Here is a 16852-nt window from a genome sequence, read left to right on the forward strand (position 1 = left end):
AGATGTGTAAACGAGACCGGGGGGGGGGGGGGGGTGGGGGGGGTGCGGGGCGGGGGGGGGGGGCCGCGGCGGCCGCGGCCCCCGCCGACCGGGGTGCCGTGACCGCCGCCGACGACATGGCGGCTGTCCCCGTTGGTGGGCAGGAACCAGTGGAAGGTGAGGCCCATCGGAGGCTCCTTTCGTGGCGCGGGTCACAGGGCGCGGGTTGCCCGTCGGCGTCGGGCGCCGGCGGCCGGTGAAGTGGCTGGGGCGGATGGGGTTGGACGGGGCTGGGCCGCGTTGGGTTGGACCGCGTTGGGTTGGACTGGGTGCGGGTGTGCGGGTGTGCGGGTGTGCGGGGCGTTGGGTGGGCGCGTGTCACCCGGTGGCGGCGAGGACCGTGGTGCGCCCTCCGAGCGCGGCCGAGAACTGGTCCACCACCTGCTCCAGGGCCCGCGCGGAGCCGGGTGCGATGGTGAGCGCGCCGTCGTCGCCGACCGTGAGGTCCGAGTCGAGCGTGAACCAGCCCGGCACGATGTGCGTGGCGCCCATCGAGCTGAGCACCGGGCGCAGCGCGTAGTCGATGGCCAGTACGTGGGCCGTGGTGCCGCCGGTGGCCAGTGGCAGCACGGTCTTGCCGGCCAGCGCGTACTGCGGCAACAGGTCGAGCAGCGACTTCAGCAGCCCGGAGTAGGCGGCCTTGTAGATCGGGGTGCCGATCACCACGCCGTCCGCCTGCGCGAACTGGGCGGTGGCCGCGGCGATCGCCGGGTGCCCGAAGTCGGCTCCGAGCAGTGCGTCGGCCGGCAGGGTGCGCACGTCGAGGGCGGAGACCTGGTGCCCGTGACTGGCGAGTCGGGCGTCGAAGTGCCGGAGCAGCCGTGCGGTGCGGGAGGTTGCGGACGGGCTTCCGGAGACGGACAGGACGGTGGCCATGGGAAGGACCTTTCGGACTGCTGGTGGAGTGCACGGGGGCGGGCCGGGCGCGGTGCGCGTCCGGCTCGGTGGTGCGGGTGGTGCGGCGCGAATCGGAGCGGAAGGGGGAAGGGGCGGGGCCGGCGGGGTGGTGTCCGGGTGGGTGGTGTTTCGGTTTGGGCCGTGTCAGGGGTGGCTGCGGTCGGTGGTTCGCGTTCGCTGTGGTCCGCTGCGGCGTGGTGCGCGTACGCCGTGATGCGCGTACGACCCGTTGTGCGTACGAGGCGTTGCGCGTTCGCCGCCCTACGCGGGGAGTTCGGACCGCTCTTCCGCTGTGGACCGTTCCTCGGCGGCCGGGCGCTGCCACAGCGTGGTGGGCGCAGCCTGCCGTACCGCAGGGGCGACCTCCTCGGCGAAGCGCTGGAGTTGCTCGATCTGCGCGGGCAGGCCGAGTCCCGAGCCGTCGACGGTGATGGACTGGAGGTCGTGCCGGTACGCCTGGTGGAAGTCGAGGATCTTGTCGATGATCTGCTGCGGGCTGCCGATGAGGTGCGGGCCGTCGGCGATGGCGTCTTCGATGGTGCGGAAGGGCGTGTTGTAGCCGGGCTTGCCCGCCAGATGCGGCTTGTAGCTCTGCCGCACCCGGGCCTCGTAGAACTCCTTGAACTGGGCGATCGCCTGCTGCGTGGTGTCCGCGATGAACAGGCCGCCCGAGCCTGCGCCCACGTACGCGGTGGCCGGGTCGTGGCCGTGCGCCGCGAACTGCTCGCGGTAGTGGTCGATGAGCCGGGTGTACGCCGGCCGCGGCTGGATGGCGTTGGCGCTGAAGAGCGGGTCACCGTGTTTGGCGGCGAGTTCGGGGGAGTTCAGGCTGGTGGCCGAGCCGTGCCAGATGCGCGGCGGGCGCCGGCCGTACGGGCGGGGGATGGTGGTGACCTCGCTGAGGGGCGGGCGGAACTCGCCCTGCCAGCTCACCTCCTCCTCCCGCCACAGTCTGCGCAGCAGCTCGTACTTCTCGGCCTGGTACTCCCACTGGTGCTCCTCCTGGAGGCCGAAGAGGTCGAAGTGCCCCATCTCGGCGCCCTTTCCCACCACCAACTCCACGCGACCGTGCGAGAGTTGGTCCAAGGTGGCGTAGTCCTCGGCCACCCGGACCGGGTCCAGGATGGCGACCACGGTGACGCCGGTGAGCAGCCTGATCCGGGTCGTACGGGCCGCCAGCGCGCCCAGCAGGACGGTGGGGCTCGACGACAGGAACGCACCGGCGTGCCGCTCGCCGACCGCATAGGCGTCGAAACCCCACTCCTCGGCGGCGACGCCGGTCTCCACCACCTCGGCCAACCGGTCGGCGGCCGGGCTCAGTTCGCCGGTCAGCGGGTGCGGGGCGTGCTGCACGATGGTCAGGACTTGGAATCTCACGAGGGTGCCTCCGGAGCGTGGGCCGGGCGGGGGTTGCGGGTGGGAGAGGTGGGGCCCCGGCGCCTGGGTGGGAAGTGGGCGCCGGGGCGTGCTGCGCAGGGTTACTTGTTGGTCCTCGGCAGCCCCGGCGGGTTGATCTCCGAGCGGGGCACGGCCTCACCGGCCAGGCCCCAGCGGTCCAGGACCTTGGCGTACGCACCGCTCTTGATGACCACGTTGAGCGCATCGGCCACCGGCTGGATCAGGCCGTTGCCCTTCTTGGTGGTCGCGGCGATCAGGCCCTGGATGGTCTTGCCGCCGCCCGAGTAGGTGCCCACGACCTCGGTCTTGCCGGTGGCGGCGGCCCGGTAGGCGGCGCTCGGGTTGGGGCCGAGGTAGAGGTCGATGCGGCCGGAGGCGAGCGCCAGGTTGGTGTCGGTCTGGCTCTGGTAGTACTTGATGTTCACCGGCTTGCGGCCGGCCTGCTCGTTCTCCTTGCTCCACTCCACCAACAGCTTCTCCTGGTTGGTGCCCGAGCCCACCGCGACCGTCTTGCCCGCCACGTCGCTGGGGCCGCTGACCTTGAAGCCGCTGCCCTTCTTGGCCTCGAAGGCGAGGTCGTCCTTGCGGTAGGTGGCGAAGTCGTAGATGTCCTTGCGCTCTTCGGTGACGGTGATGTTGTTGAGGCCGATGTCGAACTTGCCGCTGGACAGGCCGACGAAGATGTTCTCCCAGGAGGCCGGGGCGGACTGGAGCTTGAGCCCGAGGACGTCGGCCACCAGGTGCGCGATGTCGGTCTCGACGCCGATGACGGTCTTGTTGTCGTTGGCGTAGAAGTTGAGCGGTGCGGAGGAGTCGGACGAGGTGACCAGTTTGAGAGTGCCCCGGTCGCGGATCTCGGCGGGCACCTTGGCGGCGATGGCGTCCACCTTGGGCGTCGTGACGCGTCTCTGATCCGGACTGATATTGATCTTGGTGCGGGTACCCGAGGTGGCGGCGACCTCGGTGGAACCGCCCTCGGATGGGTTGCCGCACGCGGCGAGCGTGAGGGAGCCGGCGAGGGTGATCGTCGCCGCTGCGGTACGGGTCCAGAGGGTGGTGGTGCGCATGGGTGTCTCCTTGCCTACGGGCGAGGCGTGGCGGTGGTGGGTGGCTGGTGGGTTGCCATGGCCGTTGCCGGGGTGGCTGGGGTTGCTGGGTTGGGTGGCCGGCAGGGTTGCGGACTGCCTGGGGGCGCCGGGGTGCCGGGCTGCGGGTGCGGCAGGGTTACGGGATGGCTGGGTTGTGGGTGTGGCAGGGCCGTGGCTTGCCGGGGTGTCGGGGGTGCCGGGTGTGTCGTCGTCGGGGGCCGGTGGCGAGGGGCTCGCTGAGCCTGCGAGCGGCGGCCGGCCATAGCACCTCGACCGGTCATAGCACCTCGACCTGTCAGAGCACCTTGGACAGGAAGGCGCGGGTGCGTTCGTGGCGGGGGCTGTCCAGGACGGCGGCGGGCGGGCCCTGCTCCACGATGACCCCGCCGTCGATGAAGACCACCGTGTCGGCGACCTCGCGGGCGAAGCCGATTTCGTGGGTGACCACCACCATCGTGGTGCCGCTCCGCGCCAGCCCCTTGATGACTTCGAGTACCTCGCCCACCAGCTCCGGGTCGAGCGCCGAGGTCGGCTCGTCGAACAGCAGCACCTTCGGTTCCAGGGCCAGCGCCCGGGCGATCGCCACCCGCTGTTGCTGCCCGCCCGAGAGCTGGCGCGGATAGCTGCCCGCCTTGTCGGCGAGGCCGACCCGCTCCAACAGCCGCTCCGCCCGCGCCACCGCCTCCTTGCGGGGCAGCCGCAGTGCCGACAGCGGCGCCTCGATGATGTTGTCGAGCGCGGTCAGGTGCGGGAAGAGATGGAAGTTCTGGAAGACGAACCCGATGTGGGTGCGCTGCCGCAGGACGTCCTTCTCGCGCAGCTCGTACAGCTTGTCGCCGGAGCGCCGGTAGCCGATCAGCTCGCCGTCGATGCTGATCGACCCCCGGTTGACCTTCTCCAGGTGGTTGATGGCCCGCAGCAGGGTGGACTTGCCCGACCCGGAGGGGCCGAGGACCACGGTGACCTCACCCGCCCGCACCTGGAGGTCGACGCCGCGCAGCACCTTCTGCGGCCCGAAGCTCTTGTGGACGCCGCGGACGTCCACCATCACCGCGCTCATGCGGCACCTCCCGCAGGGTTGGTCGGCCGTTCCTGTGCCGCGGACCGCAGTTGGGTGGCGAAGCGGCGGGCGCGTTGCAGCGGGGTCGGCGGTGGGGTGCGGTTGGTGCCCCGGGCGAAGCGCCGCTCGACGTAGTACTGGGCGACCGAGAGCACCGAGGTCAGGAAGACGTACCAGGCGGTGGCGACCATCAGCAGCGGAATCACGTGCCCGTTGCGCCCGTAGATCACCTGCGCCTGGTAGAAGAGCTCGCCGATCGCCATCACGTACACCACCGACGTGCCCTTGAGCAGGCTGATGATCTCGTTGCCGGCCGTGGGCAGGATCGCCCGCATGGCCTGCGGCAGGATGATGCGCCGGATCTGTCGAAGGCGCGGGATGCCGAGCGCAGCCGCCGCCTCCAACTGGCCCTGGTCGACGGAGATCACGCCGCCGCGCACGATCTCGGCGGAGTACGCGGCCTGGTGCAGCGAAAGACCGATGAGCGCGGCGCCGATGGTGCCGATCAGGTCGTTGCTGTTGACCGACCAGAACACCGGGCCGAACGGAATGCCGAGCCCGAGCCGCTCGTACAGGGCGCTCAGATTGAACCAGAACACCAACTGCACGATCATCGGAATGGACCGGAAGATCCAGATGTATCCCCACGCAACGGTCCGTAGCACCGGGTTCTGCGAGAGCCGCATGAACGCCAGCACGGTGCCCAGCAGGAACCCCAACCCCGTTGCGTACGCCGTGAGTTGGAGGGTCATCCCGACCGCCTGCACGATCGAGTCGGAGAGTACGTAGGCGCGGAAGACGTCCCACTCCCAGACCGGGTTGGTCGCCAGCCCGTACCCGAACTGCACCAGGACCACCAGCACCGCCACGGCCGCGGCCCACCGCCCGTAGTGCCGGGTCGGGACCACCTTGAGCGCGGTCGGATCGCCGTCGGACTCCTGGTGCGGCCCGCTCGCGCCGGGGGCGTCCGGCGCCGGCGCGGTGCTCGCCCCGGCGTCCGTCCCGGTGCTCTTCCCGGTGTCCGCCTTGATGCCCGTCCCGGTGGTGGTGCCCACCGCCGTCTGCCGGCTCATGACGGCTCGGGGTGGAGCTGGTCGGGGGAGCCGGTCGGGCCGTCGTGCCGCGCCGCGCCGGGCAGGAACTTCTCGAACGGCAGCGGGCCGATGGTCTCCGGGTCGGCCTCGGTGTCGAACAGCGCTGTGTAACCCGTGGCCAGGTACAGGCCGCGGGCCTCCGGCTGGCGCGGCCCGGTGGTCAGGTAGATCCGCCGGTAGCCGCGCTCGGCCGCCACCCGCTCAAGCTCCTCGACGACCCGCCGGGCGAGCCCGCGGCGCCGGTGCGCCGAATGCGTCCAGATCCGCTTGAGCTCGGCCGATGCGGCGTCGTAGCGGCGGAAGGCGCCGCCGGCCACCGGCTCGCCGCGCTCCAGGAGGAGGAGCAGCACCCCGCCGTGTTCGGGGGTGAACTCGGTGTCGGGGTAGCGGGTCAACTCGGTGTCCGCGTCGCTGCCGTAGCGCGCGCTGTACTCCTCGCCCAACTCCTGGAGCAGCGGTCTGACCAGCGGGTGTGAGACCGGGACGGTGATGACCGTCAGATCGGTTGGGTGCTGCGCCACGGAGGTCATGCGCCCACCGCCGCAAGGGTCTGCGGGCCGCGCGGCGCGCCGGCGGCGTCCCGCTTGGCAACCTCTTCGCGGACGATCGGGATGACGTAGCGGCCGAAGTCGATCGCGTCGTCCAGCAGGTCGTAGCCGCGCGCCGAGAGGATGTCGACGCCGAGGTCGTAGTAGTCGAGCAGCGCCTGGGCGACCGTCTCGGGCGTGCCCACCAGCGCGTTGGAGTTGCCCGCGCCGCCGGTGGCAGCCGCGGTCGGGGTCCACAGGGCGCGGTCGTAGCGCTCGCCGGCCTCGGCGATGGCGATCAGCCGCTGCGAGCCGGTGTTCTCCGGCGCGCCGCCGCGCCGGTGCCGCACCAGGCCCGCTTCCCGCCGCTCCCGGATGGCGCCGACCGTACGGTGCGCCTTCTCCCAGGCCAACTCCTCGGTCGGGGCGATGATCGGCCGGAAGGCGACCTGGATGCGCGGCACATCGGTGCGGCCGGCCGCCGCGGCAGCGGCCCGTACCGCCTCGATCTGCTCCGCGGTCTTGGCCAGCGGTTCGCCCCACAGGCAGTAGATGTCCGCCTCGGCGCCGCCGGCCTCGTACGCGGCGGGTGAGGAGCCGCCGAACGACACGCCAGGGCGCGGCTGTTGGACGGGGAAGACGTCGGAGACGAAGTCGTGGAACCGGTAGTGCTCGCCCTCGTGGTCGAAGGGCTCGTGGGTGGTCCAGATCTTCTTGACGATCTCGATGTACTCGCGGGTGCGGGTGTAGCGCTCGTCCTTGGTGAGCGTGTCGCCCTCGCGCTGCTGCTCGTGGTCGCTGCCGCCGGTGATGAAGTGCACGGTGAGCCGCCCGTCGCTGATCTGGTCCAGCGTGGCGAAGGTCTTGGCGGCGAAGGTCGGGTAGGACACGTTGGGCCGGTGCGCGAGCAGAATGTGCAACGTGTCCAGCTTGCTGGCGATGTACGCCGCGGCCGGGGCGGGGTCGGGCGAGCCGGAGCCGTAGGCGAACAGCACCCGGTCCCAGCCGTTCTCCTCGTGCGCCCGGGCGAGCCGGAGCGTGTAGGCCCGGTCGAACGCGGCGCCGGAGCGTGCGGTGGTCTCGGAGCCGTCGTTGGTGGCAGCGATGCCAAGGAACTCCACGGGCATGGGAAATGGCCTTTCACGCAAGGGGGGCGAACGGCATGGCGCGCCAATTGCCTTACGGGCAGCGCGACATGACGGGTGAGGTGGTGGTGGACGAGCAAGGCGCGAGGAGCGCGGTGCGCGGGGGAGCGGGGCGCCGGGTGGCGGTCCCGCAGGGCGAGGGGAGGCGGTGCACCGTACGTCCGCAGCGCCAGCCGGGGCGGACCGGTCGCCCGGCTGTGGCGTGCTGCGGTGAGGTGGGCGAAGGGGGGCCCGCGACGGGGCTACCGAACGAGGAAAGGGCCGATCACAGGGCCCGTTGCCGCCTTAGCGGCAACACGCGGCGGACCACACCCGACCGAAGTCGATGTGGTCGCGGGTGACCAAACGCGGCTGTTCCTTCACGAACCTAATGGACCAGGAGTTTATGGTTCCCGTCAACTATCTGCCCGGATGCCGGACAGAGAATGACCGCTTCTTGGGCGATATGCGTGCCGGGGAGTGGCCGGTGGCGGGGTGTTCGGACGGCTCGCGTCCCTGTTGCACGATGGGGAAGTTTGCGGTGTGTGGTGCGATATGCCTGCTTACTGGTGGCGGGTGGGTGGTGGCCGAGTTACGTGCCCCGGCGGTGTTGCTGCGGGGTGTCGCCGTGGGTGTGTCGGGGTGACGCCGAGGGGTGTGCTCGGGGGGTGGGGTGGGTTGTCGGGCGGATCGGGGTGGCCGCGTTTCGGCCTGTGTCGCGTACGTTGGTGGGGCGCCGTCTTTCGACCACGAGCCGCCGGGGCGTGGGGCGTTGGGCCGCTCCACCCGTTGCAGGCGAGGCGTGCGCGCGGGGCTGACCGGCGGCGGGGTTGGTGGCAGGGTGGGCCCGAGGAGTCTTGGACCCGCCGGTGGGTGGGGACGATGTGGGGTGGGTGTGCGGGGCTTTGCAGTGGCTGTTGGCCGATGGGCGGTGGTCGATGGCTGGTTGCTGGTTGCTGGTGTCGGCGGTCGGTGAGCGGTGAAGGGGGGCCGATGGTCGGTGCCGGGTGGCATGTGCGGCAGCGCGGGCCGTCTGTCGCGGTGCGGCGTGGCGTCGGGTCCCGGTGCCGGACCGCACGATGGCGGTCTGTGGGCCGAGGTTGAGACCAGGTCGGAACCGGGGCCGGGGGTGAGACCGGGCCGGGAGTGAGGCCGCAGCCAGGGCCCGGCCGACGACAGCCGGTGTCCTACGCGGCGGGCGGTTGTCCGTCCGCATCGTTCGGGGGCGGCGCGAGGGGAGGCAAGAGGTGGACGCGGAACGACCAGGTGTGGACGGTGGGCGCTCGCTCCGCTGGGGTGACGGCGCCGTTCTCGCCGTCGACCGGCGGGCCCTGCCCGGCGCGCACCGCACCCTGCGCCTTAGGACCGTGGACCAACTCATCGCGGCCGTACGCTCGTTCGCGATCCAGGGGGCGCCCGCGATCGGCCTCGCCGGCGCCCTCGGCGTGGCACTCTCCGCCCACCGGCACCGCACCGCCGACGACGTGGACGAGACGGCGGTACGGGCCGACGCCGTGCGGATCGCGGCGGCAGGGCGTGCGACGGCGCACCTGACCCGGGCGGTGCGGCGGGTTCTCGCCCGGCTGCCCGACGGGCCCGATGCGGTGCTCGCCGAGGCGCTCGCGCTGCTGGACGAGGACGCGGCCGTGCACCGGGCCGCCGCTTCGCGCGCCTGCGACCTGGTGCTCTCCCGGGTCGCCGGGCGGCCGATGCGGCTGCTCACGCACGGCGCCGCCGGCCGGCCTGCCGCCGCGACGGTCGGTGCGCCACTGGGCGCCGTCATCGAACTCGCCGGCCGCGGCGAGGTGCGCGAGGTCCTGGTGGGCGAGGCCGGACCGCTGCCGGGCGGGGCCTGGCACACCGCTGGGGAGTTGGCGCGGGCCGGCGTGGCGCACCGGCTGTGCGCGGACTCCGCCGCTGCCGCCGCGATGGCCGCGGGACTGGTGGACTGCGTGCTGGTGGGCGCCGAACTGGTCGCGCCCAACGGCGACGTGGTGAACGAGACCGGCACCTACGCGCTGGCCGTCGCCGCCGCCCGGCACGGCATCCCCTTCGTGGTGGTCGCGCCCGAATCCAGCGTGGCCCAGGCCCTTGCCGACGGCTCCGCCCTCGTCGGCGAAGAGCGCGAACCCGCCGGGGTCGCCCCGTTCGCCGGGGGGCCCAGCGCGCCGCCGGGGTCCGGCGCGTACCGTCCGGCCTTCGACCGCACCCCGGCCGAGTTGATCACCGCGATCGTCACGGAGCGGCGGACGTGCTGGCCGCGGCGCCGGTTGCCGCGCCGGCCGCAGGGGCCGGCCGTACCGGACGCGGGCCCGCGCGTGGGCGCGCCGGAGCCCGACTCCATGCGGCACCAACTCGCCCAATACGCACGCACGTTGTACGACCGCGGCTGGATGCCTGGCACCGCGGGCAACCTCTCGGTGCGCGGCCGAGGCGACACCGTGGTGATCACCGGGAGCGGGCGGCCCAAGGGCGAGCTGACCGAGCGCGACATGGTCGCCGTGCGGCTCGACACCGGCGCCGAAGTGGGTGCGGGGCCGGTGCGCGCGTCGGCCGAGACCGCCATCCACCGCGCCGTGTACCAGACGACCCGCGCCGGTGCGGTGATCCACGTCCACGCCCCGTACGCCTCCGCGACCGCCACCCGCGTCGGCCACCCCGGACTGCCGCGCACCCTGCCCGTCGAGCGCCTCGAACTGCTCAAGGGCCTCGGCCTCGCCGACCCCTCCCGCACGGAACTGCCCGTCTTCCCCAACTGGCCCGAGGTGTCCGCGATCGCACGGGACGTCGCCGGGTACCTGGCCGGTGCCGTGGACCCGCCGCCCGGGCTGCTCATCGCCGACCACGGCATCACCGCCTGGGGCCGGGACCTGGCCCAGGCCCGCGACCGGCTGGAGTGCCTGGAGGCCATCTGCCAGTTGCTGCTGCTCACCCAAGACCCGGCGCTCGCCGCGTACCACGAAGGAAGGTGACCCCATGACCCTGCTCCAGGTCATGCCGGACGACGCACCCCAGCGGACCCTGTTACGCACCCGCGACCACCAGCTCATCGCAGCGGAGTTGGCGGCGCACGGGGTGCTGTTCGAGCGCTGGCCGGTGCGCGGCGCCATCGACGCGGACACCGGGGACGACGCGGTGCTCGCCCGGTACGCCACCGAGGGGGCGCAGCTCAGGGCACGGGCCGGGCTGCGCCTGGTGGACGTGGCGACGCTGCTGCCCGAGGAGAACCCGGCCTGGCGGGAACGGGTGGCGCAGTCCCGCGGCACCTTCCTGGACGAACACCGGCACGCCGAGGACGAGGTGAGATTCTTCGCCCACGGCAGCGGCTGCTTCTACCTGCGCCTTGGCGGCCGGGTGTACGCGGTGCTGTGCGAGGCGGGCGATCTGCTGTCGGTGCCGGCCGCCACCCGGCACTGGTTCGACATGGGCCCGCACCCCGAGTTCGTGGCGATCCGCTTCTTCGCCCAGGAGGACGGTTGGGTGGGCGACTTCACGGGTGAGACCATCGCCCGGCGCTTCCCGCTGCTCGATGACCTGCTCGCCGCGGAACCGACCGGATGATGAGCGGGCTGCCGCGCGCCGTGGTCTGCGACATCGAGGGCACCACCGGCTCCGCATCCCACGTCCACCAGGTGCTCTTCCCGTACGCCAGGGAGCGCATCGTGCCCTGGCTCGACGACCGCCGGGGCACGCCGGAGCACGGCCGGGTCCTGGCGGGCGTCCGGGCGCACACCGGCCGGCCCGACCTCACCGCGCAGGAGGCGGCGACCGCGCTGGTCGGCTGGCTCGACGCGGACGTCAAGGCGCCGCCGCTGAAGGAGGTGCAGGGGCTGATCTGGGCGGACGGTTACGCGCGCGGCGAGTTGACCGGGCACGTCTACGACGACGTGCCGGCGGCGCTGGCCCGGTGGGCGCGGGCCGGCATCGACCGCTACGTCTACTCCTCGGGCTCGGTCTCGGCACAGCGCAACTGGTTCGCCCACACCGCCCACGGCGACCTCACCGGCCTGCTCTGCGGCTACTTCGACCTGCACAGCGCCGGCGGCAAGCGGCTCGCCGCCTCCTACCGGACCATCACGGACCACATCGGCGTGCCGGCGGGGGCCACGCTGTTCCTCAGCGACGTGGCGGACGAACTGGACGCGGCGGCCCGTGCGGGCTGGCTGACCTGCGCCGTACGCCGCCCGGGCGATCCGCGCGGCGACCGGGTGGCGGGCCACGTCACGGTGGCGGACCTGAGCCGGGTGCTGGCGCCGGACCCGCCGGGCTTGTCTGAACCGACGGACCCGGCGGGCGCGGAGGGGGTGGCCGAGGCCCGTTGACGCGGGCCGGTCGGGCGGGGCCGCCGGCCCGCGATCAGGCCGCGGGCCGGCCAGGGGTCAGTCCGCGGTCCGGCGGCGGACGGTGCGCTCCAGGATGCCGAGGGTGGCCCTGAGCGCGGACTCGGGGATCACCGGGAAGGTGACCCGACTGCGCCACTCGTCACCGACCTCGGACCAGTCGTAGTACGAGGTGACCCGGGTGCCCTCGGCGGTCGGCGCGAGGCGGTAGCCGAAGACGTGCCGGGGGTTGGGGAGGGCGAGCTTGCCCTCGACGGTCCAGGCGATCTCCACGTCCTGGGCGTAGCGGGTGATGACGACCTCGACGGCGTACTTGCCCAGCGGCCGGTCACCGAGCGCCTCCCGGTCCATCTGCACCGTGAACCGGTCGCCGACGGCGGTGACCCGCGCGCCCTCGGCGTCGATGAGCATCCCCGAAGCGTCGATGTCCACATGGCCCTGCGGATCGGCCAGCACCGCGAAGACCGCACTGGCCGGGGCCGGGATCAGCCGGGAGACCTCGACCCGCTCGGGGCCGGCGGGCAGCGGCGGCGTCAGCGCGGTGGCGGTGAGGTGGGCGCGGCCCAGGGTGTGGCCGGACATGGCGAAGCCGAGGGCGGCCGGGGTGGCGTCGGCCGGCACGCCGATGGTCGCCACGTCGAGCGCGTGCACCACCACGAAGTAGCGGTGCAGACCGTGGCCGGCCGGCGGCGCGGCGCCTATGAAGCGGCTGGTGCCGGCGTCGTTGCGGAGCGCGAAGGCGCCGGCGGGCAGCCCGGCACCCGACTCGTCGCCGGCGTCGGCGGCGAGTTCGGTGACGGAGGCGGGGATGTCGGCGACCGCCCAGTGCCAGAACCCGGAGCCGGTGGGCGCGTCGGGGTCGAAGACGGTGACGGCGTAGCTCTTGGTGCCCGCGGGGGCGCCGTGCCAGGCGAGGTGCGGGGAGACGTCCTGCCCGCCGGGCACGCCGAAGATCCCGGAGTACTGCGCGGCCGGCCAGGGCCTGCCGGTGGTGACGGTGTTGCTGGTGACGGTGAAGGAGGCCGCCTCCGGGAGGCGGGCGAACGGGTCGTTGGCGCTCATCGCGTCGTTCCTTTCGAACCGTGCGGGGAGTGGGCGACGGGGCGGCTGGCGTGCGAGCGGCGGCGGACCGCCGACCACCGGGTGGGCGGGCGTGGGCTGTTGGTACGGGCTCTGTCGGCGTGCCGCCCCGCTTGTCGCCCGGTTGATCGACCATAACATTGATAATCGATTATTAGGGTTGGGCCTGGCCCGGGTTGGCTCGGACGGTCCGGGTGCGGGCCCGTTCTCCCGCGTACGACCGTGTGCCGCGGACGAACTCGCCGCCGCACGCCACCAGAACCACGGTCGACGCCCGTGAATCGTCCCCTCCCCACGGCCCGACCGGCGGCTTTCGGCCAGTGCACTGCGATGCGTGACGAGGTTCCATGCCGGGGTGCGGGGTGCGGGGTGCGGGCGCCGGGACGTCGGCGTGACGAGGAGATGGGGCGAGGGGGCGAGGGAACGGAGAGGCGAGAGGGCGCCGCCGGCCGGCCCGGCTGCACCACAGCCGGCCGAGGGCGCCGCACCGCGCCGGGCCATCCACGGCCCGCTCCACCGCAACCGCAGCCCTCAGAACCCGCAGCGCGTCGCAGGTGGGGGCGGGTGTGGGCGGTGGAAGTCGATGCGGTAAGCAGGTGCCAGCGACCATGAACCGACCACGAGGGGGAACACCGCGATGCCGCTCCGCTGCGCCGTGCTCAACGACTTCCAGGGTGCCGCCGCCACCAGCGCCGACTGGGCCGTACTCGGCGACGACGTACAGGTCGTCAGCTTCGCCGACGCGTTGCGGACGGAGGACGAACTCGCCGCCGCGCTGGCCGAATTCGACATCGTGGTGACGCTGCGCGAGCGGGTGGCCTTCCCCGCCTCGCTCATCGCCCGGCTGCCCAGGCTGCGGCTGATCGTCGCCTCCGGCATGCGCAACTCCGTCATCGACTTCGCCGCCACCGCGGCCCACGGGGTGACCGTCTGCGGCACCCAGAGCTCTTCGACCCCGCCGGTCGAGCTGACCTGGGCGCTGCTGCTCGGCCTGGCCCGCGGCATCGTGCCGGAGAACGAGACGCTGCGGGCCGGCGGCCCCTGGCAGAGCACCGTCGGCGCCGACCTCGCGGGCCAGCGGCTCGGGCTGATCGGCCTCGGGAAGATCGGCAGCCGGGTCGCCGCGGTCGGCCGGGCCTTCGACATGGACGTCGTGGCCTGGAGCCAGAACCTCACCGCAGAGCGCACCGCCAAGGTCGGCGTCGGCCACGCCGGCTCGCTGGCCGAACTGCTGCGCAGCAGCGACTTCGTCTCGGTGCACCTGGTGCTCGGCGACCGCAGCCGCGGGTTGCTGGGCGCGCCGGAGCTGGCGCTGATGAAGCAGACCGGATACCTCGTCAACACCTCGCGCGCGGCGATCGTGGACCAGGGGGCGCTGCTCGCCGCGCTGCACGCGGGCGCCATCGCCGGCGCCGCGGTGGACGTCTTCGACGAGGAGCCGCTGCCGGCCGACCACCCGCTGCGCTCGGCGCCGCGCCTGCTCGCCACCCCGCACCTGGGCTACGTCACGCGGAACAACTACCGCACGTACTACGGCCAGGCGGTCGAGGCCATCCGCGGCTACCTGGCCGGGGAGCCCGTGCGCCGCATCGACGGCTGATTGTCAGTGCCCCGTGCGAGCCTGAAGCGCATGACCTACTCACTCCTGACCGACATCGAACGGGCCGTCCGCGCGAGCTGGGGCGCCGACACCTGCACCCCGGAGTACCGGGACCGCTGGACGGCCGACAACCCGGCGCGCGACCAGTGCGGGGTCACCGCCATGGTGCTCAACGACCTGCTCGGCGGCGACCTGATCCGCGGCGAGGTGCACGTGGCCGGCGTGCAGACCGACTTCCACTGGTGGAACCGGCTGGGCATGGGCATCGAGATCGACCTGACCCGGGAGCAGTTCGCCCCGGAGGAGATCGTCAGCGCCGGCGTGATCATCCCCCGCCCGGCCGAGATCGTACGACTGCGCGCGGAGTACGAGCTGCTGCGGGAGCGGGTGCTGGCCAAGCTGCCCCGGATACCGGAGCGGCCGACGGGCGCGGTGAAGGTTGCCCCGCTCCAGCCGCTGACGGGCTGACCGCCTGGCTGACTACCCGGCGGGGCGGTCCGTGCTGGTTCGGCCGGCGCCGGAGCGGTCGGTGCCGGGCCGGTCGGTGGGAGTCAGCCGGTGGGGGAGGGGCCGGCCGGGGGGGCGCGGGGGGGGGCGGCGGCGGGGGGGGGGGGGGGGGGGGGGGGGGGGGGCCGGCGGGGGTGGGGGGCGGGGGGGGGGGGGGGGGGGGGGGGGCGGGGGGGGGGGGGGGGGGGGGGGGGGGGGCGGCGGGGGGCGGCGGGGGGGGGCCCGCCCCCCGGGTCAGGGGGCCGGCAGTGGCTGTTCCGTCCAGATCGTCTGGCCGCGCCGGGTGTAGCGGCTGCCCCAGCGGCTGGTCAGTTGGGCCACCAGGTACAGGCCGCGCCCGCCCTCGTCCGTGGCGCGGGCACGGCGCATCCTGGGCTGGGTGCTGCTCGGGTCGGACACCTCGCAGATCAGTGCGCCGGCCCTGATCAGACGCAGTTCGACCGGTCCGCCCGCGTACCGGATGGCGTTGGTCACCAGCTCGCTGACGACCAGTTCGGTGGTGAAGGTCAGCTCCGCCAGGCCCCAGTCGGCGAGTTGGCCGGAGACCAGTTCCCTGGTGCTGGAGACGAGCGCGGGATCGGCCGCGAGGGTCCAACTGGCGATGTCGCCCTCCGGAATGACCCGGGTGCGGGCCAGCAGCAGGGTCACGTCATCGGCCAGCCGGCTCGGCGGCAGCTCGGAGACGATCTCCTGCGGCAGCCCCGCCAGCGGCCGGCTCAGCACGTCGGCCCGCACCAGTCTGGTCCGCAGCTCCGCCATGCCCTCGTCCACGTCACCGGTGCCGCGCTCCACCAGCCCGTCGGTGTACAGCGCGAGGACGCTGCCCGGCGGCAGGACCAGTTCGGTGATCTCGAACGGCAGGCTGCTGACGCCCAGCGGCGGCCCCGGGTCCAGGTCGATGAACCTGGCCGTGCCATCCGCGCAGATCAGCGCGGGCGGCGGATGCCCGGCGCTGGCCATCACGCAGTGCCGGGTCACCGGGTCGTAGGTGATGTACAGACAGGAGGCGCCCACCGAGTCGGTCAGCGAGTTGGGCGCCCCGTCCTCGACGCCCGGCCGGTCGCTGTCCGCCTCCACCGTGAGCTGCAACACCAGGTCGTCCAGATGGGTCAGCAACTCCTCCGGGTCCACGTCCAGATCGGCCAGCGTCCGCACGGCCGTGCGCAGCCGCCCCATGGTCGCCGTGGCCTGCAACCCGTGCCCGACGACGTCCCCCACCACCAGCGCGACCCGGGCCGAGGAGAGCGGGATGACGTCGAACCAGTCGCCGCCGACGCCGCGCGAGGCGTCGGTGGGCAGGTACACGCTCGCGGTCTCGGCCGCCACCACGTCGGTCAGCGCCGGCGGCAGCAGGCTGCGCTGGAGCTTGACCGCGGCCCGCCGCTCGCGGGTGTACCGGCGGGCGTTGTCGACGGCGAGCCCGGCCCGCGCGGCCACCTCTTCGAGCAGCGTCAGGTCCTCCGCGTCGAACGGGGCGATCGCGTCCGTACGCCAGACCGTCACCCGGCCGGAGAGGATGCCGCGGGCGTGCAGCGGCGCCGTCATCACCGAGTGCGCCCCCGGCACGGCCCGCGCCCAGGCCAGCGCCTCTGCGCCGGTACGGGCGGAGGCGGCGGGCCGCGCATCACCGGGCCGGGCGTCGGGGCCCGCGCCATCACCGGGCTGGGCATCGGGGCCCGTACCGGCGCGCCCCGCAGCGGAGGCTTGGGCGCGGACATCCGTACCACCGGGCGGCGCGGTCTCCGCACCGGGCGGGGCTCCCTCCTCGCTGAGCGGGGCGGCCTCCCCGTCGAATGGCGCGGCCCCCGCAGCAGCCGGCGCGGCCTCTCCTCCCGCGGGCGCGGCCCCCGCACGGGGCGGGGCCTCGCCGGCCGGGCCGTCGCCACCCGCCCGCCCACCGTGCTGTGGCACGAGCCCCACCTCACCGGTGGCGGCCGGATCACCCCCGCGCCCGGCCCCCGCGCCCGCCGGGCCGGGGCGCAGGTCGACGATGAGCCCGCCGCGGCCGGCGCGCGGGCCGCCCGTGGGGGGGACCGCGTCGGACCGGCCGCCGTCGCCCGCCTCGGCCGCGGCCGGGATGTGCCGCGCCCCGGGGGCG

The 16852-nt window shown here is 73.6% G+C and carries 14 protein-coding genes and 1 pseudogene; 6 read left to right on the forward strand and 9 right to left on the reverse strand.

From position 1 onward, the window contains the following. Nucleotides 1–357 precede the first annotated feature (357 nt). From ssuE to AAHZ94_RS11745, 7 genes are all read right to left on the reverse strand, one after another. Nucleotides 358–915 carry an NADPH-dependent FMN reductase gene (gene ssuE / locus AAHZ94_RS11715; RefSeq protein ID WP_349992766.1) on the reverse strand — a complete coding sequence of 186 codons (558 nt, stop codon included), beginning with the start codon at nt 913–915 and terminating at the stop codon, nt 358–360. Between the two features lie 282 nt (nt 916–1197). Then, nucleotides 1198–2313: an LLM class flavin-dependent oxidoreductase gene (locus tag AAHZ94_RS11720; RefSeq protein ID WP_349992767.1), complete on the reverse strand. Its 1116-nt coding sequence runs from the start codon at nt 2311–2313 to the stop codon at nt 1198–1200. Nucleotides 2314–2414: 101 nt separating this feature from the next. Beyond that, nucleotides 2415–3401 (reverse strand): ABC transporter substrate-binding protein, encoded by a 987-nt coding sequence (locus tag AAHZ94_RS11725; protein WP_349992768.1) that lies wholly within the window; start codon nt 3399–3401, stop codon nt 2415–2417. A gap of 316 nt (nt 3402–3717) precedes the next feature. After that, a complete protein-coding gene (locus AAHZ94_RS11730; protein ID WP_349992769.1) occupies nt 3718–4482 on the reverse strand; it encodes an amino acid ABC transporter ATP-binding protein in 765 nt (254 codons plus the stop codon). Next, nucleotides 4479–5555, reverse strand: coding sequence for an amino acid ABC transporter permease (locus AAHZ94_RS11735; protein WP_349992770.1), 1077 nt, complete (start codon nt 5553–5555; stop codon nt 4479–4481). The genes AAHZ94_RS11730 and AAHZ94_RS11735 overlap by 4 nt, the downstream gene beginning before the upstream one ends. Continuing rightward, nucleotides 5552–6106 (reverse strand): GNAT family N-acetyltransferase, encoded by a 555-nt coding sequence (locus tag AAHZ94_RS11740; protein ID WP_349992771.1) that lies wholly within the window; start codon nt 6104–6106, stop codon nt 5552–5554. Before AAHZ94_RS11740 ends, AAHZ94_RS11735 begins: the two co-directional genes overlap by 4 nt. Next, on the reverse strand, nt 6103–7230 hold the full coding sequence (locus tag AAHZ94_RS11745; RefSeq protein WP_349992772.1) for an LLM class flavin-dependent oxidoreductase: 1128 nt from the start codon (nt 7228–7230) through the stop codon (nt 6103–6105). The genes AAHZ94_RS11740 and AAHZ94_RS11745 overlap by 4 nt, the downstream gene beginning before the upstream one ends. 1244 nt (nt 7231–8474) lie before the next feature. Here AAHZ94_RS11745 and mtnB point away from each other — a divergent pair. The 3 genes from mtnB to mtnC are packed head-to-tail and all read left to right on the forward strand — an operon-like array spanning nt 8475 to nt 11549. Beyond that, nucleotides 8475–10199, forward strand: coding sequence for a methylthioribulose 1-phosphate dehydratase (gene mtnB, locus AAHZ94_RS11750; protein WP_349992773.1), 1725 nt, complete (start codon nt 8475–8477; stop codon nt 10197–10199). 4 nt (nt 10200–10203) lie between these two features. Next, complete coding sequence (locus tag AAHZ94_RS11755; protein ID WP_349992774.1) at nt 10204–10788, forward strand: 1,2-dihydroxy-3-keto-5-methylthiopentene dioxygenase; 585 nt, start codon at nt 10204–10206, stop codon at nt 10786–10788. After that, nucleotides 10785–11549 (forward strand): acireductone synthase, encoded by a 765-nt coding sequence (gene mtnC, locus AAHZ94_RS11760; protein WP_349992775.1) that lies wholly within the window; start codon nt 10785–10787, stop codon nt 11547–11549. Before AAHZ94_RS11755 ends, mtnC begins: the two co-directional genes overlap by 4 nt. 546 nt (nt 11550–12095) lie before the next feature. Here mtnC and AAHZ94_RS11770 read toward each other — a convergent pair. After that, nucleotides 12096–12629: pseudogene (locus AAHZ94_RS11770) on the reverse strand (YbhB/YbcL family Raf kinase inhibitor-like protein); the annotation flags it as partial. A gap of 655 nt (nt 12630–13284) precedes the next feature. Between AAHZ94_RS11770 and AAHZ94_RS11775 the strand changes: the two are divergent. From AAHZ94_RS11775 to AAHZ94_RS11785, 3 genes are read left to right on the forward strand one after another with little or no spacing between them, the layout of a single operon-like run. Then, nucleotides 13285–14247, forward strand: coding sequence for a D-2-hydroxyacid dehydrogenase family protein (locus AAHZ94_RS11775; protein ID WP_349992776.1), 963 nt, complete (start codon nt 13285–13287; stop codon nt 14245–14247). Between the two features lie 30 nt (nt 14248–14277). Beyond that, complete coding sequence (locus AAHZ94_RS11780) at nt 14278–14715, forward strand: YunG family protein (protein WP_349992777.1); 438 nt, start codon at nt 14278–14280, stop codon at nt 14713–14715. A 31-nt stretch (nt 14716–14746) separates the two neighbouring features. Then, the gene (locus AAHZ94_RS11785) at nt 14747–15043 is read left to right on the forward strand and encodes a hypothetical protein (protein ID WP_349992778.1); all 297 of its coding nucleotides are present in this window, start codon (nt 14747–14749) and stop codon (nt 15041–15043) included. On the opposite strand, the gene AAHZ94_RS11790 is transcribed toward AAHZ94_RS11785, so the two are convergent. After that, a partial coding sequence (locus AAHZ94_RS11790) for an ATP-binding SpoIIE family protein phosphatase (RefSeq protein ID WP_349992779.1) occupies nt 14989–16852 on the reverse strand: 1864 nt, incomplete at its 5' end. The genes AAHZ94_RS11785 and AAHZ94_RS11790 overlap by 55 nt on opposite strands.

It is taken from the genome of Streptomyces sp. HSW2009 (assembly GCF_040240285.1).
GTDB lineage: Bacteria > Actinomycetota > Actinomycetes > Streptomycetales > Streptomycetaceae > Streptomyces.

Bases quoted from the DNA above. Each gene is read 5' to 3' on its own strand.
- ssuE (WP_349992766.1), bottom strand. From the start codon at position 915: ATGGCCACCGTCCTGTCCGTCTCCGGAAGCCCGTCCGCAACCTCCCGC.
- AAHZ94_RS11730 (WP_349992769.1), bottom strand. From the start codon at position 4,482: ATGAGCGCGGTGATGGTGGACGTCCGCGGCGTCCACAAGAGCTTCGGG.
- AAHZ94_RS11775 (WP_349992776.1), top strand. From the start codon at position 13,285: ATGCCGCTCCGCTGCGCCGTGCTCAACGACTTCCAGGGTGCCGCCGCC.
- AAHZ94_RS11740 (WP_349992771.1), bottom strand. From the start codon at position 6,106: ATGACCTCCGTGGCGCAGCACCCAACCGATCTGACGGTCATCACCGTC.
- AAHZ94_RS11735 (WP_349992770.1), bottom strand. From the start codon at position 5,555: ATGAGCCGGCAGACGGCGGTGGGCACCACCACCGGGACGGGCATCAAG.
- mtnC (WP_349992775.1), top strand. From the start codon at position 10,785: ATGATGAGCGGGCTGCCGCGCGCCGTGGTCTGCGACATCGAGGGCACC.
- AAHZ94_RS11755 (WP_349992774.1), top strand. From the start codon at position 10,204: ATGACCCTGCTCCAGGTCATGCCGGACGACGCACCCCAGCGGACCCTG.
- AAHZ94_RS11745 (WP_349992772.1), bottom strand. From the start codon at position 7,230: ATGCCCGTGGAGTTCCTTGGCATCGCTGCCACCAACGACGGCTCCGAG.
- AAHZ94_RS11725 (WP_349992768.1), bottom strand. From the start codon at position 3,401: ATGCGCACCACCACCCTCTGGACCCGTACCGCAGCGGCGACGATCACC.
- AAHZ94_RS11780 (WP_349992777.1), top strand. From the start codon at position 14,278: ATGACCTACTCACTCCTGACCGACATCGAACGGGCCGTCCGCGCGAGC.